The organism is Pseudomonas sp. TE6288, from assembly GCF_054062095.1.
This window is the reverse complement of sequence record NZ_JBSSEW010000004.1, coordinates 71195-97481: the sequence shown is the minus strand read 5'-3', so window position 1 is coordinate 97481 and position 26287 is coordinate 71195. Positions and strand designations below refer to the sequence as shown.

The window sequence follows — 26287 nt, the reverse complement described above, 5'->3', positions numbered from 1 at the left end:
CTCAATCGATGCGCGGGTGCTGCTGGGCCAGGGTCTTGCGCTTGGCCTCCAGCTCGGCGATCTGCGCGTCGATGTCCTCGATCTTCTGTTCGATGTTGTCGTGGTGCTCCTGCAGCAGTTCGCGGGCCTCGTCGATATCCGAGGCGGCCGGGGCGGCGCCGCGCAGCGGGCGGTTGGCGGTCTCCTTCATGGTCAGGCCAGTGAGCAGGCCGATCACGGCGATCACCATCAGGTAGTAGGCCGGCATGTACAGGTTGTCGGTGGTTTCCACCAGCCAGGCGGCGAGGGTCGGGGTCAGGCCGGCGATCAGCACCGAAATGTTGAAGGCGCTGGCCAGGGCGCTGTAGCGGATATGCGTGGGAAACATCGCCGGCAGGGTCGAGGCCATCACGCCGATGAAGAAGTTCAGCAGCACGGCGAGGATCAACAGGCCGGCGAAGATCACCGCCAGCTTGCCGCTGGTGATCAGCATGAACGCCGGGATCGCCAGGGCGAACAGGCCGACGCTGCCGATGATGATGAACGGCTTGCGCCCCCACTTGTCGCTGAGCAGGCCGATGATCGGCTGCACGAACAGCATGCCGACCATGATCGCGATGATGATCAGCACGCCGTGGTCTTCGCTGTAGTGCAGGTTGTGCGAGAGGTAGCTGGGCATGTAGGTGAGCAGCATGTAGTAGGTGACGTTGGTGGCGATCACCACGCCGATGCAGGTCAGCAGGCTGCGCCAGTGCTGGGTCGCCACCTCCTTGAACGACACTTTCGGGCCGCTGGCCAGGCCTTCGCGGTCACCTTGCTCGAGTTTTTCGACGTGTTGCTGGAAGGCCGGGGTTTCTTCCAGCGCGTGGCGCAGGTACAGGCCGATCAGGCCCAGCGGCAGGGCCAGGAAGAACGGCAGGCGCCAGCCCCATTCGAGGAACTGTTCCTCTCCGAGGAGCGTCGAGATCAGCACCACCACGCCGGCGCCGAGGACGAAGCCGGCGATCGAGCCGAAGTCCAGCCAGCTGCCGAGGAAGCCGCGCTTGCGGTCCGGGGCGTACTCGGCGACGAAGATCGAGGCGCCGGTGTATTCACCGCCCACCGAGAAGCCCTGGGCCATCTTCGCCAGCAACAGCAGGATCGGCGCCCAGATGCCGATGCTGGCGTAGGAGGGGATCAGGCCGATGGCGAAGGTGCTCAGGGACATGATCACGATGGTCGCGGCCAGCACTTTCTGGCGCCCGTAGCGGTCGCCCAGGGCGCCGAAGAACAGCCCGCCCAGCGGGCGGATCAGGAAGGGCACGGAGAACGTGGCCAGCGCCGCGATCATCTGCACGCCGGGGCTGGCGTTGGGGAAGAACACCTTGCCCAGGGCATAGGCGACGAAGCCGTAGACGCCAAAGTCGAACCATTCCATCGCGTTGCCCAGGGCGGCTGCGGTGATGGCCTTGCGCATCTTGGCGTCGTCGACGATGGTGATGTCCTTCAGGCCGATGGGCTTGACGGGTTTCCTGCGTGATTTCATGGGCCGTTGTCCTTGAAGGCTTGGGGGCATGGCCATGGTTTGGCCAGCCTTGTACCTAGGGTCAGATACAACGGCGCGCTAAATAATTCCCTGCTGGATCATTTGTGTGCGGCACGGATGGCCCTGGCGCGGGGCAAGCCCGCTTCTACAGAGGCCATCGGGCAAGCGATCAGAGCGTGCGTGACATCAGCCAGTGCTGCTGCCCCCAGGCCTCGAAGGGTTCCAGCAGTGCCCAGCCACGCTTGGCGTAGTAGGCGCTCTGGTCGTGGGTGTGCAGATAGAGCGTGGAGACCCCGCTGCTGCGTGCATGGTCGCAGATGCCTTCGATCAGTTGTTCCGCCAGGCCTTGCCCTCGTGCTTGCGGGGTGACGAACACGCAGGCCAGCCACGGACCAAGGTCGCTGCGCCCGGGCAGGTCGTCGCTGGCCAGGGCGGTGCTGCCCAGCAGGCGGTCGCCGTCGAGGGCGACCAGGCATCGCCATTGGCCGTTGCGCTGGCCTTCGGCGAACTCGCGTTGCCAGTCGCTAATCGGCACGTCCGCGTACTCGTAGTGGAACTGTTGGTGCAGCCACTGGGCGAGGGTATCGCTGTGGGCCATGTGGTGTTCAAGCCAGTCCAGGCGGGGCATGCTGTTGTCCTTGTCGAGGGGCATTTCAGTGCGGTGGGCTGTGATGTCGCGAGCATACACCAGGCCTCTAACGCGTACTCGAGTTGCAAGTGCATTCGAGGGCAGTCGCTTCAATAGAGTCGAAAGTTCAGCACGAATCGTCGCCGCACGGGCCAATTATTCGGCTTAGTTTCGGCGCGTTTCACCGAGGTAGAATCCTCTTGTGTGTTTCCAAGTTGCTGTACGTAGGCGGCATGCGACTAAAGTCCGGTGTCTCCCGCTCGTGTCTAGAAGTACCGTTGGCTCAAACAGTCGGCAAGTTTGATTGTTGGACGATCTCGCGCGTCAGTCCCTCTAGCCTCTGCAATACGGGGTGTCGGGTGACCAGGTGGTCATGCCAGGCTTCGGGTGGTAATTGGCAGTCATTAACTTTTCCGTGAGCGTTTCAGTGAATAACGCTCAACTTTCTAAAGTTATTGCACGTGTGCCGATAACTCTCGGTAACCGTGCCGGGAAGTTCCAAGTGCTGCGATTCTCGCTGTGCCTTTGCCTGCGAATGGGTGTTGTATGTCGTACCTGTCTGCTATTGATTGCCGTCGCGTATCGCTGTGTGTCGTATTGGCTTGCCTGTCCCTGGGCAACGTGCGGGCTGAGACGTTCGTGCCTGGCCAGGAAGTGTTGCGCCAACAGCAACAGCAACAACAGGACCTGCAGCAACTGCAACTGGAGCAACGCCGCCGCCAACTACAGCGCGGTGCGTTCACAGGGCCCGATACATCCGCGCAGGTCCCTCAGGCCGCGGCTCCGGATACGCACTGCTGGCCGCTGGCCGGGGTGCGGGTGGGCGGCGTCACCCTGATCGACCGTGCCACCCTCGATGCGCGCATCGATCCGCTGGTGGCGGCGTGCATGGGCGTGGGGCAGATCAACCAGCTGCTGGCGAGTATCACCGCGCTGTACCTGGAAAAGGGCTATATCGCCAGCCGGCCCTACCTGAGCAGCGCCCCGACAGCCGGGCAGTCGCTGGACATCCTGGTGGACGAGGGCTACCTGGAGGCCATCGAACTGGCCGACCAGCGCCTGCCGGTGTCGCTGGCCGGGGCCTTCCCCGGCATGCTCGGCGAGCCGCTGAACCTGCGTGACCTGGAGCAGGGCCTGGACCAGCTTAACCGCCTGCGCTCGGTCGACCTGACCGCCGACATCGCCCCCGGCAGCCAGCCGGGCGCCTCGCGGATCATCCTGCGCCCGCGCAGCGCCGGCCAGCCACGGGTGGCCGTGGGCCTGGGCCTGGACAACTTCGGCAGCGCCAGCACCGGGCGCGATCGTCGCGTGCTCAGCCTGGGCCTGGACAACCCGCTGGCACTCAACGACCTGCTCAGCCTGTCGGCCAGCGATACCCTCAACCAGGGCGACCGTTACAGCCGCAACGCCAGCCTGTACTACGCGATCCCCTATGGCTACTGGACCTTCAGCCTGTTCGCCAGCCATGCCGAGTACCGCTCGCCGGTCAAGCTCAGCACGCTGACCTTGCATAGCCGCGGCATCACCGACCAGCTCAGCCTGCGCGGCGAGCGCGTGCTGTGGCGTGACCAGCGCCATCAACTGAGCGCCAGCCTGCAACTGGCGCACAAGGATGTCGACAGCGAGTTCGCCAAGGTGCGCCTGGACGTGCAGAGCCCGACGCTGACCGTGGCCGAGGCCGGGCTCAACCTGTTCTGGCTCGACCACGCGGTGTGGAACCTGGACCTCAACTATGCCCAGGGGCTGCATTGGTTCGGTGCCGACGATGACGCCGATCGCCCGGTGCCCGACCTGCCCAGGGCGCAGTTCCACAGGTACCGCGCCGGGCTCAGCCAGTGGCGCAATGGCCAGCTGCTGGGTCAGGCCTGGCAGTGGCAGAGCCAGCTCAACCTGCAGTACAGCCCCGACCCGCTGCCGGCCATCGAGCAGTTGCTCGGCACCGACGATTCGGCCGTGCGCGGCTACCGCATCAGCAGCCTGTCCGGGGCCAGTGGGGCGGTATGGCGCAACACCCTCCGCCTGCCGTGGCGGGCGCAGGGGCCGTTGAGCGTCACCCCACGGCTGGGCCTGGACCACGGCTGGATCAAGGCCGACCACGGCGCCGCCAGCCAGCGCCTGAGCGGCGCGAGCCTGGGCGTGAACCTGGGCTGGAAGGCGCTGCAGCTGGACCTCGACTACCAGCGCAGCCTCAACACTCCCCGCGGTTACCAGCGCGAGCCTGAAGTCTGGCTGTTCAGGGCCGCCGTGCAGATCTGAGCGCACCGATTTAGCAGTACCTACATGGAGAGTGACCTATGCCCAAGACCCCCTTTACCTTCAATTTGTCCCCGCAAGGCAAGCTGCGCTGGGCGATCGCCAGCCTGCTGCTGGCCACCAGCCTGCCCCAGGCGCTGGCCGGCGGTGTGGTGGTCGCCCCCGGGCCCGGGGGCACGGCGCAACTGCAGACCCAGGGCGGCGTGCCCATCGTCAATATCGTCGCCCCCAACGGCGCGGGCCTGTCGCATAACCAGTTCCTCGACTACAACGTCGACCGCCAGGGTCTGGTACTGAACAACGCCCTGCAGGCCGGGCACTCGCAGCTGGCCGGCGAGCTGGCGGCCAACCCGCAGTTCCAGGGCCAGGCGGCGAGCGTGATCCTCAATGAAGTGGTCAGCCGCAATGCCTCCGCCATCAATGGCGCCCAGGAAATCTTCGGCCGTGCCGCCGACTACGTGCTGGCCAACCCCAACGGCATCTCGGTCAATGGTGCCAGCTTCATCAACGCGCCCAATGCCAGCCTGGTGGTGGGCCGACCCGAGCTGGACGCGGGCCGGCTCAAGGCCCTGGGCACCCAGGACGCCAACGGCCAGTTGCAGGTGCAGGGCGCCGGCCTGCGCAACGACGGCGGTTCGGTCAACCTGATCGCCCCGCGCATCGACAGCCAGGGCCGACTGGATGCCCGGGACCAGCTCAACCTCACCGTGGGCCGCAACCAGGTGGATTACGCCAGCGGCCAGGTCAAGGTGCTCGACGGCGGCGCGGCCAGCGGCGAGCAGCGTATCGACGCCAGCCTGTTCGGCGCAATGCAGGCCGGGCGCATCAATATCGTCAGCACCGCGCAGGGTGCCGGGGTGCGGGTCGGGCCAGGGCAGATCGAAGGCCGCGACGGCGTGCGCATCGACTCGGCGGGTAACCTGAACATCAGCGGCGCCGCCGTGGCCGACTCGCTGCAAGCGACCCGTGCGGGCGTGCGCAGCAGCCAGGGCGATGTGCAACTGCATGGTGCCCAGGACCTGACCCTGGCCGCCGCCGACGTGGCCGGGCGCGACGTCAAGCTCGACGCCGGGCGCAACCTCACCCTGAGCACCGTGCAAAGCCGCAAGCTCCAGGAAAAACGCGAGAGCTGGCGCAGCGGTGCACTGGGCATCGATTGGGAAACCTACCAGCGCACCCAGACCGACAGCGATACCCGCGAGCATGGGGTGCAGGTCGTGGCCCAGCGTGATGCTCGGGCGAACGCCGGCCAGGATGTCACCGTCAATGCCGCCAGCATCGAGGCGCCCGGCCAACTGAGCCTGAACAGCGGGGGCGACCTGCGCCTGACCGCTGCCACCGAACGCCAGGTCAACAGCGACCAGGGCAAGCACACCAAGGGCTTCTGGAAGGCCGACTGGGACAATCGCAGCGAAACCCAGCGCAGCGTCACCAGCCAGCTCAAGGGCGGCAATATCGAACTGCGGGCCAAGGCTTCGGTGCTGGCCGAAGGTGCCCAGCTGACCAGCGGCCAGGACATCCGCATTGCCGGCAAGCAGGTGCAGATCAGCAACGCCTCGCGCACCGACCAGCGCGACAGCCAGAACCAGCAGAGCAAGTTCTTCGGCGTCAGCCACAACGAAGCCAAGCAGAACAGCCGGGAAAGCACCGCCGTGCGCAGCGAGCTGGTGGCCGGTGGCAGCGTTGGCCTGAACAGCGCCGAAGGCATCGAGGTGGTCGGCTCCACGGTCAAGGCCACCGGCGCGTTGAACGCCGACGCGGCGGGCAACCTGAAGGTCGCCTCGGCCCAGGACACCCGCGAGCACGGCAGCGCCAGCAGCAGCCGTGGTTTCGTGGCCTCGGCCAAGGAGACCGCGCCGGGCTCGGGGCAGTATCGCGCCGGCGTCGGCTATGCGAGCGATCGCCAGAGCGCCACTGGCAGCCAGGTCAGCCAGCAGGGTTCCAGCCTCAGCGGCAGCGAGGTTCAGCTGACCGCCGGCGCTGACCTGACCGTCAAGGGCGCAGCGGTGAAGTCCACGGCAGGCGACACCACCCTGGCCGGCAAGCAGGTGTCGTTGCTGGCCGAGCAGGACAGCCGCAGCGAGTCCCGCGACAGCAGCCACACCGGGGGTGGCGTCTACCTCACCGCCGGCCTCGACCGTGCCGGCGCCGGGGTCGACTTCGCCCATGGCACCCAGCAGGACACCGCAAGCAGCAGCACTGCCAAGACCACCGGCATCGACAGCGCCGGCAGCTTGACCATCAAGGCCGACACCCTGGCCAGCGAAGGCGCCCAGGTCAACAGCGCCGGCACCCTGAGCGTCAGCGCCAACCAGGTGGACAACCGCGCGGCTCGCGACACCACCAGCAGCAGCCACCAGCAGAGCAACTGGACGGCGGATGTCGGCGTCAATGTCGAATACAAGGACATCGCCCGGCCGATCGCCGGGGTGGTCAAGGATGTGGTGGACGGCAAGGTGTCGGTGAAGGACGCGCTCGACGGCAAGCTGCCGCTGGGCGATGTCAAGGACGTGCTTGCCGGCAAGACCTCGCTGACCGACGCCCTGGGCAAGCTCGGCACGCCGAACCTGGGCGTCGACCTGGCCGTGGGCCATGCCAGCCAGCAGCAGGGTGAGCAGACCGGCACCGCGGTGGTCAGCCAGTTCAACGGCCAGGGCGTCCAGCTGGATGTGGCTGGTGCGCTGAAGGACCAGGGCACCCAGTACAACGCCAACGGCGGCGCGCTGAACGTCAAGGCCGGCGCGTTGCAGGCCGAGGCCGCCAGCAACACCCACAGCCGCAGCGAGCAGCAGGTGAATGCCGATGTATCCGCCCGGGTCTACACCAAGACCGGCGAGGACCTGAATGTGACCGCCAGTGGTTCGGGGGGAAGCAAGAGCCTGGCCGAAGACCGTTCCACTGCCGTGGTCGGCACCTTCAGTGGCAATCAGGGCCTTAACATCCAGGTCGGCGGCGATGCCCGCTTCGAAGGCAGCCGCCTCGACGGTGGCCAGGGCGCGGTGGCCGTCAACACTGGCGGCAAGCTGGCCCTGGAGCAGGCCAGCAACCATGAGCGTCGCGACACCCGCAGCCTCGGTGGCAGCGCTTCGCTGACCGTGGGCACCTTGCCGGTGGGTGACAAGGTCGACCTGGGCGCCGGGTTGCAACTCGACCATGCCGGCGAACACAGTGCCGACAGCAAGGCCCAGGTGGCGAGCATCAGCGGCAGCGGCCCGGTGCGGTTGGGCAGCGGTGGCGACCAGACCTTGCAAGGTACGCGCATCGACGCGACGGGCCCGGTCGAACTCAAGGCCGGTGGCGCTCTTGACCTGCAGGCCGCCAGCGACACCCGGACTGTCAGCGGCAGCCACCTGGGCGGCGGTCTCAACCTCGGCGGCAAGGTAGCCACCGGTGAGCAGGGCCGCGACCTGAGCGGCAAGCTGGGCGGCAACTTCAATGTGGGCCAGACCAACGAACGCTCGCAGACCCTGAGCGGCGGCCAGCTGAACAGCCGCGCCAATGTGGACCTGGCCGGCCAGTCGGTGCATCTGCAGGGCACGCAGGTCGCTGCTGCGGGCGTCAACGTCGGCGCAGGCGAGGGTGGCCTGGCGCTGGAGTCGGCGCAGTCCACCCAGAGCCGCAACAACTGGGGCGTCGAGCTGAAGGCCGGCGGCAACCTGAGCCGCAATATCCCGGTCGACGCCGGCAAGCAGGCCACTGCGTCCCAAGACTTCGACCTCGGCGGCAAGGTGCACGTGGATCATCTGCAGGGCACCACCCAGCAGAACAGCCGGATCGCCGCCGACACGGTGGCGTTGAACAGCACGGGCGCGGCGCAACTGAGCGGCGCCCGTGTCGAAGGCCAGCACATCGGCGGCAAGCTCGACGGCGGGCTCAGTATCCAGGAGCGTCAGGACACCACCACCTCGGTACGTCTCGACCTGGGCGCCGGCCTTGTCGGCAAACCAGGCGAGGCCAAGGACGGCGAAGCCAAGCCCGCCTTCGGCTACACGCCGTCGTTCAATGCCCAGGGCGAGTTCGTGCGCAAGGCCGGGGTCCAGGAAACGTCGCAGATCACGGCGCAGCGCGAGCTGGGGCTGCAGGTCAAGGGCGTGGAGCAGGGCGGGAACACGGTCGGGGCCGAGGTGAAACCACTCGGTTACCAGGTCAAGGCCACCCTCGACCTGCCCAAGCTGCCTGAAGCCGGCCTGCCCAGCGTGTCGCTGGATGACGGCAAGCTGAAGGTCGGGCCGGTGACGGTCGAGGGGCAGCTTGATGATCTGACCAACAAAGGCTGACGGGGCCGCTCTGCGGCCCATCGCGGGGCAAGCCCGCGCCTACAGGCGATTGCTATCCCTGTAGGCGCGGGCTTGCCCCGCGAACGTTCAGACCGCCGAAAACACCGACCCGGTAATCCGTTCGCTCAACAGCTCCAGAACCCGCAACCCCGCCAGCGAGTTGCCCGAGGCGTTCAGCGCCGGCGACCACACGCAGATGCTGTAGCGCCCCGGCACCACCGCGACGATGCCGCCGCCCACGCCGCTCTTGCCCGGCAGCCCGACGCGGTAGGCGAAATTGCCGGCCTCGTCATACAGCCCGCTGGTGGCCATGATCGCATTCACTTGCTGCGCCTGGCGCGGGCTGAGCACTTGTTCGCCGCTGTGCGGGCAGTAGCCGCTGTTGGCCAGGAAGGCGAAGCCACGGGCGACGTCGGCGCAGCTCATCGACAGCGCGCAGTGGTGGAAGTAGCTGCGCAGCACCGCGTCGACATCATTGTGGAAGTTGCCGAAGGCCTGCATCAGGTAGGCCATGGCCGCATTGCGTGCGCGGTGCTGGTACTCCGACTCGGCCACCACCGTGTCGCTGACGATACGCGGATTGGCCGCCAGGCGGCGGACGAAGTCGCGCATCGACAGGGTGGGGGTGGCATAGCGCGACTGGTTGATGTCGCAGATCACCAGCGCCCCGGCATTGATGAACGGGTTGCGCGGCCGGCCCTTTTCCACCTCCAGCTGCACCAGCGAGTTGAACGCCTGCCCCGAAGGCTCGTAGCCCAGCCGCGACCAGATGTCTTCGCCACTGTGGTTGATCGCTTGCACCAGGCTGAACACCTTGGAGATGCTCTGGATCGAGAACGGCGTTCGCGCATCCCCGGCGCAGTGCAACTGGCCGTCCAGGCTCTGCACGGCGATGCCCAGCTGGTTGGGGTCGACCTGGGCGAGGGCGGGAATGTACTGCGCCACCTGGCCCTGGACGAGCAGGGGGCGGACGTGGTCGAGGATCTCTTGCAGGAGTGCTTGCATCGGAAAACCTGGTGCGGAGGAAAGACGCGGTCGAAAACGTTCAGGTAGACGATGGTCGCTGGCTGCGGAGCACATCTGCCGGCGTTGATTCCTGTGATGATGCGTGACCTGCAGGCGCAGGCTTGCCCCGCGCCTGCAGTGACCGCGTTTTACGCGTTGGAGGTTGCCTCGAACGCGGCGTGGTATTGCACGTCGCCTTGCGGTACGTCCCCAGTGAAGGCCAGGGCCTGGAAGTACTCGGCAGGCACGCCCGGCAAGGTCAGGCCCGGCTGGGCCTTGAAGCCGAAGCGGGCATAGTAGCGCGGGTCGCCCAGCACCACGCAGCCCTGGCCGGCCAACCCATGCAACCGGGCCAGCGCGGCATTGATCAGCGCCGAGCCGATGCCTTGCCCCTGGCGTGCCGGCGACACCGAAACCGGCCCGAGGCCGAACCAGCCGCTGGCGCCCGACGCCAGGGTGACCGGGGAAATCGCCACATGGCCGACGACAGCGCCGGCCTCCACGGCCACCAGCGAAACCGTCAGCTGCCCCGCCCGACGCAGCGCCGTGACGATGAACTGCTCGGTGTGGCTGCTGTGTTCGGCGTCGGCGAAGGCGGCTTCGGTCAATTGGCCGATGGCGTCGATGTCTTCGGGGCGCTCGTCGCGCAGGGCGATGCCATTGTCCAGGTGCCTGCGCGTGTCGGCGTCAATCAGGTCGCGCAGGGCCTCGAACAGCGGTGTGGCGGCAGTGTAGCGCTTGCCGTAGTTGAGGTTGAAGGCATAGTCGAAGCCCGGCGGATTGCGGCCCTGGTTGTGCTGCAACAGGGTCTCCAGCTTGTCCAGGGCCTTGACCGCCTGGGCCTCTGCGGACGTCGCGGCTTCGTAGTCTTCCCACAGCCCCATGATCTCCTCGCGCAGGGGCGCATCCAGGCTCGCCATCAATTGCAGCAGGTCGTCGCGCTCCTGCTGGCTCTTGTCGGGGAAGCCCTGCTTGCTGACGGCGGGCACGTCGCCACTGATGGCCTCGCCGAGGTCGTGGACCAGGCACATTTTCAGGACCTTGAGCAGGTCGAGGTCGCCCAGTTCGTCGGCGAAGGTGATGGCCATCAGGCACAGCCGCCAGGTGTGCTCGGCGGTGCTTTCGGCACGGCCGGTGGAGGTATGGGCGCTGCGCAGCACACTCTTGAGTTGTTCGGCCTGGCGCAGGAAGTCCAGGCGGTTCTGCAGTTTTTCGATGTTCATGGCGACTCCATGTCCTGGGGCGGGTTCAGCGTGTCGGCATGATAACCCCAGACGACTGCCGGCCTTCATGGTTCTGACGTTTGCATGCCTGGGATACTCAATTCCACGCCTGCTGCCGTGACCGCGCTCCACGCTGACGTGGGCGTGCAGGACGCTGACGCAGCGACAACCCACGCTCTGCGCGGCGGCGGCCAGGGCGCGGCCATTGTTGCCGTCGGTGGCGCTGACACACGCCTGACAGGGCCCACTCCCATGACCCTTGACCCCTTCGACCGCGCACTGCTCGACGCCATGCAGCGCACCTTCATGGCCTGCCCGCAGGTTCAGCAGTGCTATCACGTGGCGGGGGCATGCGACTTCGTGCTGATCCTGCTGGTGCGGGACATGGCGCAGTACACCCAGTTGACGCGGGAGCTGTTCTTCCAGAGCAACAATGTGAAGCACTTCAAGACGCTGGTGGCGATGAGCAATGTGAAGACCGGGTTGCAGGTGCCGGCGACCTGAGCTCAGGCCACACCGATCTCATCCATGAAGTCGTCCAGGAACGACGCCAGCCGTTCATGCCGGAGCGTCGCCAGGCGAGCCCCCTCGGTGGTCTGGAACCCCGAGGCGAGCTTTAGCAGCTTGGTGTGGAAATGCTCGATGGCGTACCGGTTATCCTGGTGGTCCCGCCCTTCGGCAGTGGGATTCTCGAAGTCGTACAGTGACGAGCCCATGCGCCCTGCGACATAGAAACAACGAGCGACGCCCACCGCGCCGAGGGCATCGAGGCGGTCGCTGTCCTGGAGGATCCTCGCCTCCAGGCTCAGCGGCGCGATACCCGCCGAGTAACTGTGGGCCTGCACCGCATGGGCCGCTTGCTCGACGCGTGCCGATGGCCAGCCCTTGTCGGTGAGGATCGCGGCGGCCCGCTTGGCCGAGAGCGTCGAGGCCTGGCTACGCAGAGGCGAGTTCTTCTCCACCGCCACGCAGTCGTGCAGCACGGTGGCGGCGAGCAGCACTTCAAGGTCGCCACCTTCCTTGGCCTGGATGCGCCGGACGTTACTCCACACCCGCTGCACATGGGCGAGGTCGTGGGAGCCGTCGGTACAGGCGCCGGGCAGGCAGGGCAGCAGTTCGTCCGCCAGGGGCTGCAGGGGAAAGAACGGCGCGTTGGCCATCGAGCGTGCTCCATCGATCAGGGTAAGGGCTGAACATCGGTTCGGCGCGGCAACGGTACACCAATTGTCGCGGGCTCGGTCAGCGGCAACACAGGCAACCGCTGATCAGCGGTTGATCGGGGTCGTTTTCCACAAAGGTGACCATGACTTCCATGCCCGTGTGCGGTGGCGTGCTCGCACAGCTCCAACTGGAGGACGCGCTCAGCCAGCAACTGCTCTTGTCGTCGAACCTGTCTTCGCGGTCCCAGGGGAACTTGACCTGTATCTTTGCCAGGCGCCGGTCACGCTGGGACATCTCGTCTTCCACCGCGATGACGACAGCGGTCTGGTTGCCGGGTAGCTCAGGTTTGCGGTGAGTCAAAGGCAGGCGGTAGGGCGCTTCCCAGGGAATAGCCATGAAGTGGTTGCGGTATCCCTGAGTAACGTCATCCACGTGGTCAGTGGCGCCGCGCTCACCGGCTATCCGGGGTTGCCTGCCCTGGTGAATGACCCGTGTCAGGAGCCACGGGGCGTTCCACGCCTGGTGCGGATGCCCGCAAACGTCCAGCACATGGCCACTGGCCAAATGGGTCTGGACACTTTGCCCTTCAGCTTGATGATCTGCCAGACCACGAAAATCGAGCGGATTGTCGCCGTCCTGGTTGCAGGCGGCAGGTTGCCCCAACCTGGGGAACACCGCCTGGTCATCACCGAACACCAGCACATGGCCCTCGGCACTGTGCTGGAAATGGAAGTGGATGCCTTCTTCCTCGCACAGGCGCTGAATGAAGTGCAAATCCGTTTCGTCGTACTGGGTGCAGTAGTCGCGCTCGGGGTAGCTCGAGCCTAGATGAAACCGATAAGCGTCGCCGACGATCCCGTGCTCTTCCAGGATCAAGGCAACAATGTTCGGTACCGAGAACTGTTCATAGATTCTCTGGTTGATGCGATGGCGCAAGTAGGACAGGTGCGGTACCAGGGTCATGCTGTAGTGCTTCGAGCCTTGTGCATTACCGCTTTGAGCGATGTGGTAGACCCGGCCATGAATGCCGTTGCCATTGTTGTCGAAGGACAGGAAAGCCTCACGGTCGAAAAGGCATTCGAGATCCAGGTCAGCCCGCTCGGCGACCAGATCCACATTGAAGTAGTACGGCCTGCCGAGCGCTTCCTCCCCCTTGAATGCGAGCACGTGGAAAGCGTGATCGATACCGTCGATCGTCAAACTGAATCGAGTTTGTTGGGCTGGGCTGAACATCCACTGTTCTCTTTTCAAGGTCGGACTCAATTGAGCAACAGGCATTGGCGCGCAGCGCGCTGCACGCCAATGGACACGATCAAGGGCTGGCAGGGGGCAGCAGACACCCCATTACCTCAGGTCAAACACCGCTCTTCACTTTGGTCCAGACCCGGGTGCGGATCCGCTCCAGTTTCAACGGCAGTGGCTCGAGTGGGATCAGCGTGGATATCGTCGTGGCGTCCGGGTAGATCCAGGGATTGTCGCGCAGCTTCTGCTCGACAAACGCGGTGGCGTCTTTGTTGGCGTTGGGGTACAGCGTGTGGTTCGAGGTCTTGGCAATGACTTCTGGCCGCAGCATGTAGTTGATGAACGCCATGCCTTCCTTGGGGTGAGGGGCGTCTTTGAGCAGTACCAGGTTCTCCGACCAGACCAGCGCGCCCTCGCGCGGCAGGCTGTAGGAAATCCGGCGCCCGGTGTTGGTCTTTTCGTTCAGGGCCTTTGCCGCAAGGGCACCATTGGCCCAACCGACAACCGCGCAGATATTACCGTCAGCCAGGTCGGTGTCGATTCGCGAGGAATCGAAGTAGAGGACGTAGGGGCGTATCTTCAACAGCAGCGCCTGGGCCTTCTGGTAGTCGTCCGGGTTCTTGCTGTTGCTGGGCAGCCCCAGGTAATGCAAGGCAATCGAGATGATCTCGCTCGGGGAATCCAGCATCGCCACCCCGCAGGATTGCAGCTTGCTGATGTTCTCTTCCTTGAAGATCAGGTCCCAGCTGTCCACCGGCGCCTGTTCACCCAATGCCGCTTTGACTTTGTCGACGTCATAGCCGATGCCGGTGGTGCCCCACAGGTAGGGCACCGCGTAACGATTGCCAGGGTCATTGACCGCGACCTGGGCCAGCAGCGCCGGGTCGATATGTGCCAGGTTGCTCAGTTGCTCACGGTCCAAGGGCTGCAGCACGCCCGCCTGGATCAGGCTGGGCAATACGTTGGAGGTGGCCACGACCACGTCATACCCCGTGCGCCCGGCCATTACCTTGCTCTGCATGATGTCGGCGCTGTCGAACGCATCCATGCGCATCCGCGTGCCAGTTGCCTGCTCGAAGGCCTTGGGGGTCTCTGGCGCGAGCAGCCCGAACCAGTTGTACAGGTGCATGCCGGGCTGGGCCGCGGCCACCGAGGTGCTGATTGCCGCACCGAGCAGCGAGGCGGCAAAAAGGGTTCGCAAACGTGACGTTCTCATGCAACATCCTTATCGAAACGATGTATCTTCTGGCCCGTCCTGAGCCCAGACAGCGACTATACCGGGCAGGCCCGGATAGTAAATACCTCCGATTACGTAGCGCTGACCTGCTGATTCCTAACCCAAAAGGGGTAGAAAATGCCGTTCGACCTTCATGGCCTGGCGTGGCACCGTTCGATCGGCAAGCTGATCATGCAGCTGGACCGCCCCGCGTTCTGGAGTTCGTTGGTGCGGGTATTGAATGAGTACGTGCAGATCGACAACTGGGTGGTGTTGATCTTCAGCCAGCAGCAGGTGGACGTGGTGGCTCTTCCTGAGGTGGCGGATGCGCAGGAGGTCGATGCGTTCATTCATCGCTATGTGAAGGGGCTTTACCTGCTGGACCCGTTTTATATCGCCAATCGGGAAAACCCGCAGAGTGGCTTCTTTCATCTGCTGGACATAGCGCCGGAATACTTCGTCGAAACTGAATACTATCAGCAGTATTTCGCTCATTATATTTCGGCGGATGAAGTCCAATACAATGTCCAGCTCGACCCCGATAGAACATTGTGCATGTCCATCGGGAGCAAGGTACGTTTCAGCCAGGAGCAAATTACCCTGCTCGATATCATCAAGCCCTGGGTAACTGCGCTCATGCACCAGCGCATGGCCTTTGAAGTCGACGCGAACGAACACCTCGCCGAGCCACTGTCATGGCCTGAAACGGTTGCTCAGCTGGCCACGCAGATCACCTCGCGCGAAAGCGATGTGCTCAGGTTGTTGCTCAGTGGCTATTCCAACAAGGAAGTGGCCGGCAAGCTGGCGCTCTCGGTGGAGACCATCAAGGTTCATCGGCGTAACCTCTATGCCAAGTTGAATGTCCGTTCACAATCGGAATTGTTCGCCCGGTTCCTCATGCCCAAACAGGACGTTCTTTCTGCACGGTGACGTCAGTTACTGGGGCAGATGTTGATCGCTAGTGTGGTGTTTCACAAATAACGACCATAACTCGCGGCGCTTTTTGCGCTCATGCGGCGTTGTCGCTCCTCGCCGTAGCTGGGCTACGACTCGTCGCGACGCCTTGCCTGAGCGCAAAAAACGCTCGCGATTTATTGGTCGTATTTGCAAAACACCACACTAGTGCAAGATCGGGGCAGGGCAGAGCCCGGCATGGCGCCGGGCTCTTGAAGGTATTACTGAGGCAACAGCTTGTGGGCGCGTTCGCTGGCGTTATTGAAGACCTCGATCAGTCTTTTCGCCAGTGCGTCTTCGATTGCCGCGGCAGTGAGCAGGCCCTGGGTAAAGCCGATGCCCTGGTCCTTGGCAACCGCCAGCTGCTGGCTGTTCTCCGCTTCGGCCAGGTCGCCGAGGTAGTGGGCTGCGCGGAAGGCATAGCGCTCGGGGAGGGTCAGCTGTTCAAGCTCCTTCAACGAGAGGGCGAACTGGCTGGCGGCGGCGGGTTTCAGGCTGAGGTGCTCGAACTGGAGCAGGCTCAGGCGATCGGTAGTCAAGGCGAATCTCCGTTTCTTTGCGGGAATACCCGGTTACTGTCCTGCCTTTTGCCGGTCAGCGCAAGGGTAGTCAGGGCGGTGGCGCGAAAAACAGTTGGCCAGGCTCGCTCGCAGCACAAGCGCGTGCCATGCGCCGCGCAGGCAGGCCTGGCCGCTTCCTCTGCTTGGCGTGCATGCTAAAACGTTCTAGCCTTCGCGTTTTGCTCATTGGCGTAAGGAATACCCGCATGACTCCCACCCTCAGCCGCCGTCGCGTGCTCCAGGGCGCGCTCGGCTGCTCGGCCCTGCTGGCCCTGCCAACCTGGGCGGATGACCCGCTGCGCAAGCCATTGCAGCAAATGGAGGCCACCACCGGCAGCACGATCGGCCTGTGGGCCCTGGACACCGGCAGCGGCCAGCAACTGGCCTGGCGCGCCGAGGAGCGCTTCGCGTTCTGCAGCACCTTCAAGGCCGTCCTCGCCGGCGCCATCCTGCACCGCAGCCAGGCCGAGCCGGGCTTGCTGAAGCGGCGCATCGCCTACGGCGCCGAACAGCTGGTGGTGTATTCCCCGGTCACTGAAAAGCACGTGGGCGCCGGCATGACCGTCGCCGGGCTCTGCGCCGCCGCGGTGCAGTACAGCGACAACACCGCCGGCAACCTGTTGCTCGAGCTGGTCGGTGGCCCGCCGGGGCTTACGGCGTTTGCCCGCAGCCTGGGTGACCCGACGTTCCGCCTCGACCGCAACGAACCGACGCTCAATACCGCCTTGCCAGGCGATCCGCGTGACACTACGACGCCCCTGGCCATGGGCGTGACTCTGCAGCGCCTGTTGCTGGGCGACGGCCTGGCTGCTGCCGAGCGTCAACAGCTGCAGGATTGGCTCAAGGGCAACACCACGGGCGATGCCCGTATCCGCGCCGGCGTGCCGAAGGATTGGGTGGTGGGCGACAAGACCGGGTCGGGTGACTACGGTGTGGCCAACGATGTCGCGGTCATCTGGCCCAAAGGCCGGGCGCCGTGGATCCTGGTGGTGTTCAGCCGTGGAGCCAAGGCGGATGCGCCCTGGAACAGCGAGACGATCGCGGCAGCCACGCGGGTGGTGGTGGACGCCTGGCAGGGCTGAGCAATCGCTCGGACCATTATCCGAACGCGTGGGAGCGGGCTTGCCCCGCGATGAGGTCGGCTCACCCCACGCGTACGCGCCGCCGTTTCTTGAGGTACATCTGGCCATCGGCATGGCTGAGCAAGGTGTCGGCATCCTCGCCATCGCTGGGGTAGCAGGCCACGCCAATGCTGCAGGAGGGCATCCTGACCTCACCGAATTCGGCGCCGAGCGGTTGCTCCATGACCCTGGCGATCTGCTCGACCATCTCGTACACGTCATCCTCCGAGGGCACGTCAGTCAGCAGCACGATGAACTCGTCGCCGCCGATCCGCGCCACGGTGTCCGCCGCCTGCACGCTGTCCTGCAGCCGGCGGGCGATGGTGCACAGCACGCGGTCGCCAGCAGCATGACCATGCACATCGTTGATACCCTTGAAATCATTGACGTCGAGAAACAGCAAGGCGAGCCGCCGCTGCTGCTGGCGAGCCATGCGCAGGGCCGTGGCGAGGCGGTCGTTGAACAGCGAGCGGTTGGTCAGCTTGGTCAGCGGGTCGTGATGGGCCAGGAAACGCAGTTCCTGCTCGGCCTGGGTGAGGGCGGTGATGTTGCGGGCCACGCCGATCCGCGCGCCGACTTCATCGGACCAGGAGGCCGCCCAGAGAATGTGCACGATCTCGCCATCCTTGCGCACATAGCGGTTGCGAAAGTCACAGTGGGCGTTGCCGTTCATCACCCGCACGATCGAGGCGCGGGTGGCCTCCAGATCATCCGGGTGCATGTAGCGGGTGATCGGGGTGCCGGTCAGCTCGTCGGCGCGGTAGCCGAGCAAGGCCTCGCAGGCATCGCTCACGAACACGATGGTGTCGTCTTGGTCGACCACGAACACGGTGTCCAGCATCAGGTGGATCAGCCTGGGGTACAGCGCTTGCAGGTCGACGGGCATAGGGCGGGGGTATCCGATACGGGTAGCCCGGTCATGGTCCGATCACGCAGGGCGGCCGCGCGATGTCCTGCAAGCCGCCGTGGGCCGCTTGCCGCGCCCGTGCAGCATACACAGGGTCGGGGGCGGGGCACACTACCTGTGAGCAAGCAAAGCCTGCATGGTGCAGTCTGGCGGCGCGTACCCTGTCCCCCAAGGCGAGAGTGACCGGGCGCAGGGCGTGGCCTTTGCGCAGGCAAGTGCCGGGCTGCGCCTAGGCTGATGGAGCCGGCGGGTTGGTGGCTGGCCTCAGGGAGCTGAGGCCGAGGTTCAAGGGGGCGGCGATCACTAGCATGGGACAGACTTGCGCTCGGGTGACTGCCTACAGCCTCCAGCATCCGGCGAAGCGCTTGCAAACCCCTTCGCGTTGATCCAGTTCAGCCATGCTGCGCAAGTGTTCGAGGCTGATCTGCGCGACCGTCTCCTGCAGGACATAGTTGTAGTAGTACGCCATGTCGCGCATGCGCTGGGCCTTGCTGCGCAGGCCTACGTCGTTGTTGCCACCGGCCCAGACCTGCAACTGCTCGTCGCGCACGCTACGCAGGTAGGCGCGGCTGTCGGCGTCGTAGCGCTCCAGCGTACGTGCCTTGAGGTTGGCGAGCGCCTCGGCGAGCCTCTGCAGATTCTGCTGGTACTGCTGCCAGTAGGCCTCTGGAAGATCGAGGCCCAGTTCCCGCTTGCGTGCCGCTACCTGGGCTTCGGGAGAGGTTTGACGAGTGATGGCGACGGCAGTGCGCGACGTGGTCAGTTGCTCCATCTCCGGGGTGACGCTGTCGTGGATGATGCTATCGATCAACGCGGTGCGCCGGGGGGTATCGGGCAGCGGTGTGGGTTGTTTCGGGAACAACGCTGAGGTACCCCGGCAGGCGCTTGGGATGGTGTCGATCATCGGATAGGGCTGGCGCTGGTCCTTGCCCTCGACGCGTTGCAGACGCACCAGTGCCGCTTGGCAGTAGCCAGGTGACTGGTCGAAGCGCAGTTCATATTCGGAGCCTGCCTGCGGTGTCAGGGTGAACGAGGCCGAGCAGACCGTAGTGGCGCCCTGGGTGTTGGCGCGAACATGTACCGGCTGGCCGGGTTCGAGGCGGATCTCGTAGTAGCTGTTGCTGTTTGCCGGTGGCGGCACGCTCATGTCGGCCCGCCGACGCGAGTCGGGCACGAACAGGTTGTTGAGCATGCCGGTGGTTCGGGCTTCACAGCGCGCGCTGTCGAACAGGTCGAGGGTGGCGCTGCCATTGCCCGAGATGTAACGCAGCTTGGCGGCATCCGGGCGGGTGCTGTCGATGTAGGTGCCATTGATACTGCAGGCGCTGACCAGGGCGGACAGTGCGAACAGGGCAAGCAGGTGAGCGATGGGGGGCATGATCGTCCGTGAGTGAAGCCGTGGGGGCGCCGATGCTAGGGCGATTCCGGCTATTCGTCCAGGGGACCGAAGGTGAACAGCCCACGGTAGTGGAGCGCTTGCTCTTCCGTTTAGAACATCCGCCACCGTCCAGGTAGAGCAAGGCCTTGACCAGCTCACACGAACCCATGAGGGTCAGGTGCTTTTCAGCATTTACAGGCTTTCCCTACCGTTGGGGAGGTGCCATCAGTGCGTTGAGTTCTGCATTGCTGTGGGCCTTCAACCCGCTGGTCTCGAGCTGCCCGCTCTGCAGGAAGCGCTGGATCAGGCCGCGCATGGCACCGTGGAGGAAACCGTGGATATCGAAGGCGGCTACTCGAACGCTCCCGACCAGGCGTGCACCGCCGGCGTCCGCCACATTGGCCAGCATCAACAGCTCTTGCTGGTGAAGGTCATGAAAAATGCGATCCATTGCAGGCATGAGTGCATGACTCCCTTGAATATCCTGAAGAGGGTTTGCTGCGCGCCATAGATTGCCACCAACCGGTCGGGCCTGCAGGATTTTTCAAGATGTTCTAGCGAAGCGTCGCGATGGCCTCCAGCCCCAGTGGAGCTTTAGCGCGGGGCTGAATACACAGGGCTGCTGCTCAACGGCGATAGTAGCGGCGGTCGTCGTCATAGCGATGGTGCTGGGCGCGATCATGGTGGCGGTCCCAGTAGCGTTGCCGCTCCATTGCCCGGCGGTGCTGCTCCCGGCGCCATTGTTCGCGGCGCCACTGCTCCCGGCGCCAGTCGTCACGGTGATCATGCCAGCGCTCGTCGTGGCGGTAGCGGTCGTCATGGGCTAGTAGCGGTGCCGTTGGTGCGGTTGCCAGGCTTGGCCAGGGGTTTTCCGGCGAGTGGTGGCTCGCCGTGTCGAGGACCTGGGCGGGAGGTGTCGACGTCTTCATCGGTGCGGCGGATGCCGAGCCGGCTGCCGCGAGCGCGAACAGGCCAGCGAGCAGCATGCATGGGGCAGGGATTTTCATCAGTGAAGACAACCTCTGTGGGCAATTGAGCGTGTGGCCAGCGATTGCCAGGACAACTGCGTGGCGCACTCACTCAATAGACCGGCAAAACGGAAAAAGTTCTGCCGGGCCCATGCCGGAATCATCAACGACTTCAGTGCGTTGCGGCTGGCGCGAGCCGGGCCACCTGACCGCCCTTGATCACTTCACCTGGCCGTTGTACACCACGGTCGCGGCGCCGTCCTTCTTGATGGTCAGCTTGTTGCCCTCGGCCATGCTTTCGACCATTTCCGAACAACCGTCCACCTCGGTCTTGCCGTCCACGTACTCGCCGCTGGTGTCGAAGCTGAAGACATAGGTGGACGCTGGGCAGGCATTGCCGCCTTCCCCCGTGGACACCACCAGCACATAGCGGCTCGGGCCGAAGGCATAGGCCTTCTCTATGGCGACGTAGCCGGTGCCTTCGGCGTCGGCGACGATGGACTCCATGACGTTCATCACCCCTGCCCGGGACTGGTAGTTGAGCGCGGTGCCCAGCTCCATGCTCTGGACGGTGAACGGACCGGCGCCTTCGTCGCTGATCGGCAGCGGCTCATAGGCGATGCTCGGCGCCAGCGGCGCGGTGACGGCGGGCTTGGCCAGTAGCGCGGCCTGAGGCTGCGGGTTAACGCACTGGCCACTGTCACAGATACGCTCACCCTTGCAGTCGATGTCCTTGGCGCACTGGCCGGACACTGCGGTGGTCTGGTCGGCCTTGTCGCAGCCGGCGATGGCCAAGGTGAGGAGGGTGAGGGCAAGCAGTCGCTTCATCAGCGAAGTCCTTTTCAGGGATGAGGGCCGCGTAGTATCGCCAATCCGAGGGCGGATGTCGTGGGGGTGTAGCTCAACCTAGTTGTTCACCAACAGCTCTGGCCCCAGGTACCGGTTGATCTGGTCGATGTCGTCGTCCCCCAGGCTGCCCACCGCCGAGGCCAGGCGCAGGCGCGACATCAGGTAGCGAAGCTTGGCCTCGAACAGGTCATGGCGTGCCACGAACAGCAACTCCTCGGCGTTGAGCACATCGGCATTGGTGCTGGTGCCGCCGGCACTGAAACCCTTGCGTGCCGACAGCAGCGAGCGTTCGTTTGAGGCCACGGCCTTTTCCAGCGCGTGCACGCGCAGGGCGCCGCTCTGTACGCCGCGGAACTCGCGGGTGGTGCCGGTGATGACCTCCTGGCGCGTGGCGTCCAGTTCGTCCAAGGCCTTGGCGCTGTTGGCACTGGCCTGGCGGCTCAGTGCGCTGACACCGCCACCGCTGTACAGCGGGATGTTCAATTCCAGGCCGATCGAGCTGTAGTGGTTACGCTGGTTGAGCTCGGAAATCGACTGGCTCTTGCCGGCGGTGTAGCCGGTAACGAAGTCCAGGGTCGGCCAGTGGCCAGCCTTGGCGTGCTTGACCTCTTCCTCAGCCAGCGCGTAGCTGTGCTGGCGCGCATGGATCAAGGGGCTGTCGGCCTGGGCCCGGGTCAGCCAGTCGCGCAGGTTGTCCGGCAGCAGCGGCGGGGTGGCGAAGTCCGCTTGCAGGGTGGTCAGCGATGCGGGCGTTTCGCCGATGTATTCGGCCAGTTTGCGGCTGGCATTGGCCAGGTTGTCCTGGGCCTCGATCAGTTCGGCTTCGGCGAGGTCGCGCCGGGCCAGGGACTCGTCGATGTCGGTGATGGTGCCGGCACCCAGCTGCATGCGTCGCCTGGCCGAGCTGAGCTGCTCCTCGAAGGCGCCGAGCTTGGCCCGGGCCAGGGTTATTGTCTCGCTGGCCAGGAGCACGTCGAAGTAGCTGTCTGCCAGGCGCACGGCGGCGTCCTGGCTCTTGGCGTCGAACACCGCCACGCTGTAGTCGGCGCGTTGCTGGCCCTGGCGGTATTCGGCCATCTTCTGCTTGTTGAACAGCGGCTGGCGCAGGCGCAGGTTGGCACCGGTGGCGTCGTAGTCCAGGTCATTGTCGATGCCGTGCTGACGCTGGCTGCCGTCGATGCGGTTGGCGTAGGCCGAGGCATTGACCTGCGGCAGCAGGCCGGCCTGGCCGAGGGCGCGGTTTTCCAGGCCGGCCTGCTGTTCATGCACCGCGGCGCGGTAGATCGGACCCTGGTACTGCAGCAGGTCCCAAGCTTGCCTGAGGTCCATGGCGGCGGCCGGCAACGCCAGCGCCAGCAGGCACAGGCCAAGGCAGTGGCGATTCATCTCATTGCTCCTTGAACGCAGCGTCGACGCGTTCAAGCAGGGGCTTGAGCAGGTAGCTGAGCAGGTTGCGCTCGCCGGTCTTGATGGTGACGGTGGCCGGCATGCCCGGGCGGATATGGTTGCTACCGAGCAGGTCCATGCCGTCGGCCGTGACCTCCACCTGGGCCAGGTAGAACGGCTGCTTGCTCTCCTCGTCGAGCAGGCGGTCGGCGGAGACGGTCAGCACGCGCCCGGGGATGTTCGGCGTGCTGGCATGGTTGAAAGCGGGGAAGGCGATGTCCACGGCCAGCCCCGGCGTCATCTTGTCGATAGCCTGCACCGGGATCATCGCGTCGACCTGCAGCGGCTCGTCGAGCGGGACCACCTCCATGATCCGCGCGCCGGGCTGCACCACCCCGCCAACGGTGGCGATGCCCAGGGCCTGGACCATACCGTCGATGGGCGCGCGGATGACTGTGTGAGTCACCTCGTCGTCCAGGGCGCGCAGGCGGTCGGCCAGGGTGGTGCTCTCCTTGGCGGTGTCGGTCAACTGCGACTGCACTTCCTTGAGGTAGTCGTGGCGACGTTGCAGGACGCGCAGCTTGAGCTCGGTGACCTGGCTGCGCACCCGGGCGATGTTGTTGAGGTTCTCCGCCTGGCCGGCGGAGAGGTCGGCATTGCTGCGCTCGAGCTCCAGCAAGCGGTTGCGCGGCACGTAGCCTTCGGCCGCGAGCATGCGCGTGCCTTGCAGCTCCTGGCCGAGGAAGCCGATCTGCGAGGCGCGGGCGCCGTACACCTGCTGCAGGCCCTTGAGCTGCACCGCCGAAGCGGCGAGGTTTTCCTCGAGGATGCTGATCTCCCCGGCGAGCCCCGCGCGGCGCGTATCGAGCAGGCGCTGTTGCAGGTCCATGGCCGCCAGCAGGCGCGGGTCACCTGCGTATTGCCTGAGCAGTTCGGGGGCGAAGATGACCGTGTCGCGCCCATCTCGCTCGGCTTCCAGGCGGTTCTCCACGGTCTTGCTGACGATGTACTGGGCGCTGACCGCGCCATGTTCGGCCACGGCATGCAGGGCATCCAGGCGCACCAGCGGCTGGCCTTTGCCGACCCGCTCGCCTTCGTGCACGAGAATCGCTTCCACGGTGCCGCCGCTCAGGTGCTGCACGGCCTTGCGGTTGCTGGTGACCTTGACCGTGCCGGTGGCGACCACGCCGGCGTCCAGCGGCGCCAGCCAGGCCCACAGGAGAAAGCCGCCGAAGCCGGCGAGCACCAGCCACAGGCCCCAGCGCACGGGTTTGCCAACGTCCAGGTCGAGCAGCTCGGTGTTGGCGGCAAGCAGTTCGGTATGCGCGGTGGTGGACATGATCGGTCACTCCCTTGCCTTGACGGCGGCCAGTGGGGGCGCGGTGCCAGCGGGGATGACGCTGGCCGTGCGCAGGGCGGCGAACACTTCGTCGCGGCTGCCGAACATCTGCACGCCGCCATCGCGCAGCATCAGTACCTTGTCGACGGCGCAGAGCACGTTGGGGCGGTGCGAGATCAGCACCACGGTGGCGCCGCGGCCCTTGAGCTCGGCCAGGGCGTCGACCAGGGCTTTTTCGCCGACGTCGTCTAGGTTGGCGTTCGGCTCATCCAGCACGATCAGGTTGGGTTCGCCGTACAAGGCGCGGGCCAGGGCGATGCGCTGCTTCTGGCCACCGGACAACGGGCTGCCGTCGCTGTCCAGGCGGGTGTCGTAGCCCTGCGCAAAGCGCAGGATCATGTCGTGCACGCCGGCGCTCCTGGCGGCGCGGATGACCGCGTCGCTGTCCACCTCGCCAAAGCGGGCGATGTTGTCGGCGATGCTGCCTTCGAACAGCTCCACGTCCTGGGGCAGGTAGCCGAGCCAGGGGCCCAGTTCGCGTTTGTTCCAGGTGAAGATGTCGGCGCCGTCCAGGCGCACCTTGCCGGCCTGGGCTGGCCATACCCCGACCAGCAGCCGGGCCAGGGTCGACTTGCCGGACGCCGAGGGGCCGATGACGCCGAGGCTTTCGCCCGGCAACAGGCTCAGGCTGACCCCGCGCAGGATGGTGTTGCTGGTACCGGGCGCCCCGGCGTAGACGTTCTCCACGGCAAGCATGCCCACGGGCCGTTGCAGCGACATGCTCGGCGGGCGCTGCGGGTAGTCTTGCAGCAGGCCGTTGAGGCGGCTCCAGGCCAGACGGCAACCGAGCAGCGGTTTCCACGCGGCGATCACCTGTTCCACCGGGCCCAGCGCACGGCCGGTGAGGATCGAGCAGGCGATCATCATGCCGGGGGTGATCTTGCCTTCGATGGCCAGCAGGGCGCCGGTGCCGAGGATCAACGACTGCAAGGTGATGCGCACGAAGCGCCCGATGCTGCCGATGACGGCGGCGCGGTCGGAGGCCAGGGTCTGCATCTGCAGGATGCGCAGGTGGCTCTGGAACCAGCGCTGGCTGATCGACGGCAGCATGCCCATGGCCTCGATCACTTCGGCATTGTGCAGGTTGTTGTTGGCGTAGTGGGCGCAGGCGAGGGCGGCGTGGTTGGCCTCGGACAGCGGTTGCTTGGTGGCTTTCTCGGTGAGCCAGGCCAGGGCCGCTAGGATCAGCGAGCCGACCAGCGTGACCAGCCCCAGCAATGGGTGGATCAGGTAGGCGACCAGCAGGTAGATCGGTGTCCAGGGCGCGTCGAAGAAGGCGAACAGGCCATTGCCGGTGAGGAACTGGCGCACCTGTGCCAGGTCCTGCAGGGCCTGGCCGGGGCTGCCGCCGGCACGGCTGAGGTTGCGCTCGAAGGCGGCACTGAACAGGCGCCGGTTCAGCGCCATGTCCAGGCGATTGCCAACCCGCACCAGTACTCGGCTGCGCAGCAGCTCCAGAGCGGTCATCAGCAGGAACAGGCCCGTCACCAGCACCGTCAGCATGCCCAGGGTAGTGAGGTTGCGGCTGACCAACGCGCGGTCGTACACCTGCAGCATGTACACCGCAGGTGTCAACATCATGACGTTTATCACCCCACTGAACACCGCCAGGGCATAGAAGCTGCGTCGCAAATGAAACACTGCCTCGGCCAGCTCTGAGCGGGTACCTGGATGCCTGGTCATCGGGGGGAGCCTCCCTCTGCGCAAAAGCCGTCCGCCGTTGCGGCGGTCGGGCTAGAAGCCTTGTGGTTGCTGGTTTGCAGAAAGGTTGGTCGCTCTTTTGGCGCGTTTTCCGAATACAGTGCAAGCAGCCCACAAGCAGCAGAGTAGGTTCCTCAGAAACATCTTGTAATATCTTTTTGCTCTATGGATTCCTTCAAGTTCCTATTAAAAACAGTGGGTTGATAACCATTATCGCTGGCAAGGTTTTTTTCTGACGAAATATTGACAAGATTTTGCAGCGCAACTTTAGTCTTAATCAGTTCGTGGGAACTTTCGCCGCAGGCCTGCTGTCGCCCCGACCCCTCCGCGAATCCTCCGTCGACATTCCTGTAGGAGCAGAACATGACTCGTTTCCTGTTCTTGTGCCGAGTGAATGGGCTCTACAGGATGTTCCCCTCCTACTCGCGAAACCATGGCCCACCCAGGGCCCGGGAGCGCCGCGCCTGATCGTCGGCGAGCCCTGAACCCCGCGAATTCCAGGTTCGTATCCCGCTCGGCGGGCTGCGCCCGTGTTCGCCACTAGGCAACCGAACC

At 65.1% G+C, this 26287-nt stretch carries 20 protein-coding genes and 3 pseudogenes; 5 read left to right on the top strand and 18 right to left on the bottom strand.

Annotated elements, in window-relative coordinates; all coding sequences use genetic code 11:
* Position 1 precedes the first annotated feature (1 nt).
* Positions 2-1504: a glycine betaine/L-proline transporter ProP gene (proP, locus tag ACVWY1_RS05240; protein ID WP_023631310.1), complete on the bottom strand. Its 1503-nt coding sequence runs from the start codon at positions 1502-1504 to the stop codon at positions 2-4.
* A gap of 169 nt (positions 1505-1673) precedes the next feature.
* Complete coding sequence (locus ACVWY1_RS05235) at positions 1674-2132, bottom strand: GNAT family N-acetyltransferase (RefSeq protein WP_457377888.1); 459 nt, start codon at positions 2130-2132, stop codon at positions 1674-1676.
* 546 nt (positions 2133-2678) lie between these two features.
* Between ACVWY1_RS05235 and ACVWY1_RS05230 the strand changes: the two genes are divergently transcribed.
* Both ACVWY1_RS05230 and ACVWY1_RS05225 read left to right on the top strand, forming a co-directional pair.
* Positions 2679-4388: a ShlB/FhaC/HecB family hemolysin secretion/activation protein gene (locus ACVWY1_RS05230; RefSeq protein ID WP_457377887.1), complete on the top strand. Its 1710-nt coding sequence runs from the start codon at positions 2679-2681 to the stop codon at positions 4386-4388.
* Positions 4389-4426: 38 nt separating this feature from the next.
* A complete protein-coding gene (locus ACVWY1_RS05225) occupies positions 4427-8662 on the top strand; it encodes a hemagglutinin repeat-containing protein (protein ID WP_457377886.1) in 4236 nt (1411 codons plus the stop codon).
* An 87-nt stretch (positions 8663-8749) separates the two neighbouring features.
* Here ACVWY1_RS05225 and glsB read toward each other — a convergent pair whose 3' ends face one another.
* From glsB to ACVWY1_RS05210, 3 genes and pseudogenes are all read right to left on the bottom strand, one after another.
* Positions 8750-9667, bottom strand: coding sequence for a glutaminase B (gene glsB / locus ACVWY1_RS05220; protein WP_038705799.1), 918 nt, complete (start codon positions 9665-9667; stop codon positions 8750-8752).
* Between the two features lie 149 nt (positions 9668-9816).
* Positions 9817-10323 (bottom strand): GNAT family N-acetyltransferase, encoded by a 507-nt coding sequence (locus tag ACVWY1_RS05215; RefSeq protein WP_277505584.1) that lies wholly within the window; start codon positions 10321-10323, stop codon positions 9817-9819.
* Between the two features lie 9 nt (positions 10324-10332).
* Positions 10333-10890: pseudogene (locus ACVWY1_RS05210) on the bottom strand (HD domain-containing protein); the annotation flags it as partial.
* Positions 10891-11172: 282 nt separating this feature from the next.
* Here ACVWY1_RS05210 and ACVWY1_RS05205 point away from each other — a divergent pair.
* Positions 11173-11394, top strand: a pseudogene (locus ACVWY1_RS05205) (Lrp/AsnC ligand binding domain-containing protein); the annotation flags it as partial.
* 2 nt (positions 11395-11396) lie between these two features.
* Here the strand turns inward: ACVWY1_RS05205 and ACVWY1_RS05200 are convergent.
* The 3 genes from ACVWY1_RS05200 to ACVWY1_RS05190 form a co-directional block, all read right to left on the bottom strand.
* Positions 11397-12050 carry an HD domain-containing protein gene (locus ACVWY1_RS05200; protein WP_139672032.1) on the bottom strand — a complete coding sequence of 218 codons (654 nt, stop codon included), beginning with the start codon at positions 12048-12050 and terminating at the stop codon, positions 11397-11399.
* 79 nt (positions 12051-12129) lie between these two features.
* On the bottom strand, positions 12130-13284 hold the full coding sequence (gene tssI, locus ACVWY1_RS05195) for a type VI secretion system tip protein TssI/VgrG (RefSeq protein ID WP_457377885.1): 1155 nt from the start codon (positions 13282-13284) through the stop codon (positions 12130-12132).
* A gap of 121 nt (positions 13285-13405) precedes the next feature.
* Entirely contained in the window at positions 13406-14509 is a 1104-nt protein-coding gene (locus ACVWY1_RS05190) for a polyamine ABC transporter substrate-binding protein (protein ID WP_457377884.1), read from the bottom strand.
* A gap of 138 nt (positions 14510-14647) precedes the next feature.
* On the opposite strand from ACVWY1_RS05190, the gene ACVWY1_RS05185 reads away from it, so the two are divergent.
* Positions 14648-15439, top strand: a complete 792-nt coding sequence (locus tag ACVWY1_RS05185) for a response regulator transcription factor (protein WP_102683356.1) — start codon at positions 14648-14650, stop codon at positions 15437-15439.
* 245 nt (positions 15440-15684) lie between these two features.
* On the opposite strand, the gene ACVWY1_RS05180 is transcribed toward ACVWY1_RS05185, so the two are convergent.
* Positions 15685-16002, bottom strand: a complete 318-nt coding sequence (locus tag ACVWY1_RS05180) for a hypothetical protein (protein ID WP_046856247.1) — start codon at positions 16000-16002, stop codon at positions 15685-15687.
* 227 nt (positions 16003-16229) lie between these two features.
* On the opposite strand from ACVWY1_RS05180, the gene bla reads away from it, so the two are divergent.
* Complete coding sequence (gene bla / locus ACVWY1_RS05175) at positions 16230-17105, top strand: class A beta-lactamase (protein ID WP_457377883.1); 876 nt, start codon at positions 16230-16232, stop codon at positions 17103-17105.
* A 61-nt stretch (positions 17106-17166) separates the two neighbouring features.
* Here the strand turns inward: bla and ACVWY1_RS05170 are convergent, their stop codons facing one another.
* The 9 genes and pseudogenes from ACVWY1_RS05170 to ACVWY1_RS05130 all read right to left on the bottom strand — a co-directional run bounded on the left by ACVWY1_RS05170 (position 17167) and on the right by ACVWY1_RS05130 (position 26097).
* Complete coding sequence (locus ACVWY1_RS05170; protein ID WP_110698535.1) at positions 17167-18030, bottom strand: sensor domain-containing diguanylate cyclase; 864 nt, start codon at positions 18028-18030, stop codon at positions 17167-17169.
* 358 nt (positions 18031-18388) lie between these two features.
* Positions 18389-19429 (bottom strand): hypothetical protein, encoded by a 1041-nt coding sequence (locus tag ACVWY1_RS05165; protein ID WP_457377882.1) that lies wholly within the window; start codon positions 19427-19429, stop codon positions 18389-18391.
* 367 nt (positions 19430-19796) lie between these two features.
* Positions 19797-19889, bottom strand: a pseudogene (locus tag ACVWY1_RS05160) (isocitrate lyase/PEP mutase family protein); the annotation flags it as partial.
* A 166-nt stretch (positions 19890-20055) separates the two neighbouring features.
* On the bottom strand, positions 20056-20436 hold the full coding sequence (locus tag ACVWY1_RS05155; protein WP_457377881.1) for a hypothetical protein: 381 nt from the start codon (positions 20434-20436) through the stop codon (positions 20056-20058).
* A gap of 180 nt (positions 20437-20616) precedes the next feature.
* Positions 20617-21225, bottom strand: coding sequence for a hypothetical protein (locus ACVWY1_RS05150; RefSeq protein ID WP_102683350.1), 609 nt, complete (start codon positions 21223-21225; stop codon positions 20617-20619).
* A 78-nt stretch (positions 21226-21303) separates the two neighbouring features.
* Entirely contained in the window at positions 21304-22632 is a 1329-nt protein-coding gene (locus tag ACVWY1_RS05145) for a TolC family outer membrane protein (protein WP_277503395.1), read from the bottom strand.
* A gap of 1 nt (position 22633) precedes the next feature.
* On the bottom strand, positions 22634-23971 hold the full coding sequence (locus tag ACVWY1_RS05140) for an HlyD family type I secretion periplasmic adaptor subunit (protein WP_457377880.1): 1338 nt from the start codon (positions 23969-23971) through the stop codon (positions 22634-22636).
* Positions 23972-23977: 6 nt separating this feature from the next.
* Positions 23978-25714, bottom strand: coding sequence for a type I secretion system permease/ATPase (locus ACVWY1_RS05135; protein WP_457377879.1), 1737 nt, complete (start codon positions 25712-25714; stop codon positions 23978-23980).
* A 152-nt stretch (positions 25715-25866) separates the two neighbouring features.
* Positions 25867-26097: a hypothetical protein gene (locus ACVWY1_RS05130; RefSeq protein ID WP_457377878.1), complete on the bottom strand. Its 231-nt coding sequence runs from the start codon at positions 26095-26097 to the stop codon at positions 25867-25869.
* Between the last annotated feature and the right edge of the window lie 190 nt (positions 26098-26287).

Bases quoted from the DNA above. Each gene is read 5' to 3' on its own strand.
- ACVWY1_RS05130 (WP_457377878.1), bottom strand. From the start codon at position 26,097: ATGTTCTGCTCCTACAGGAATGTCGACGGAGGATTCGCGGAGGGGTCG.
- bla (WP_457377883.1), top strand. From the start codon at position 16,230: ATGACTCCCACCCTCAGCCGCCGTCGCGTGCTCCAGGGCGCGCTCGGC.
- ACVWY1_RS05185 (WP_102683356.1), top strand. From the start codon at position 14,648: ATGCCGTTCGACCTTCATGGCCTGGCGTGGCACCGTTCGATCGGCAAG.
- ACVWY1_RS05165 (WP_457377882.1), bottom strand. From the start codon at position 19,429: ATGCCCCCCATCGCTCACCTGCTTGCCCTGTTCGCACTGTCCGCCCTG.
- ACVWY1_RS05140 (WP_457377880.1), bottom strand. From the start codon at position 23,971: ATGTCCACCACCGCGCATACCGAACTGCTTGCCGCCAACACCGAGCTG.
- ACVWY1_RS05200 (WP_139672032.1), bottom strand. From the start codon at position 12,050: ATGGCCAACGCGCCGTTCTTTCCCCTGCAGCCCCTGGCGGACGAACTG.
- ACVWY1_RS05235 (WP_457377888.1), bottom strand. From the start codon at position 2,132: ATGCCCCGCCTGGACTGGCTTGAACACCACATGGCCCACAGCGATACC.
- tssI (WP_457377885.1), bottom strand. From the start codon at position 13,284: ATGTTCAGCCCAGCCCAACAAACTCGATTCAGTTTGACGATCGACGGT.
- glsB (WP_038705799.1), bottom strand. From the start codon at position 9,667: ATGCAAGCACTCCTGCAAGAGATCCTCGACCACGTCCGCCCCCTGCTC.
- ACVWY1_RS05155 (WP_457377881.1), bottom strand. From the start codon at position 20,436: ATGAAAATCCCTGCCCCATGCATGCTGCTCGCTGGCCTGTTCGCGCTC.
- proP (WP_023631310.1), bottom strand. From the start codon at position 1,504: ATGAAATCACGCAGGAAACCCGTCAAGCCCATCGGCCTGAAGGACATC.
- ACVWY1_RS05230 (WP_457377887.1), top strand. From the start codon at position 2,679: ATGTCGTACCTGTCTGCTATTGATTGCCGTCGCGTATCGCTGTGTGTC.
- ACVWY1_RS05135 (WP_457377879.1), bottom strand. From the start codon at position 25,714: ATGACCAGGCATCCAGGTACCCGCTCAGAGCTGGCCGAGGCAGTGTTT.
- ACVWY1_RS05225 (WP_457377886.1), top strand. From the start codon at position 4,427: ATGCCCAAGACCCCCTTTACCTTCAATTTGTCCCCGCAAGGCAAGCTG.
- ACVWY1_RS05150 (WP_102683350.1), bottom strand. From the start codon at position 21,225: ATGAAGCGACTGCTTGCCCTCACCCTCCTCACCTTGGCCATCGCCGGC.
- ACVWY1_RS05170 (WP_110698535.1), bottom strand. From the start codon at position 18,030: ATGCCCGTCGACCTGCAAGCGCTGTACCCCAGGCTGATCCACCTGATG.
- ACVWY1_RS05145 (WP_277503395.1), bottom strand. From the start codon at position 22,632: ATGAATCGCCACTGCCTTGGCCTGTGCCTGCTGGCGCTGGCGTTGCCG.
- ACVWY1_RS05190 (WP_457377884.1), bottom strand. From the start codon at position 14,509: ATGAGAACGTCACGTTTGCGAACCCTTTTTGCCGCCTCGCTGCTCGGT.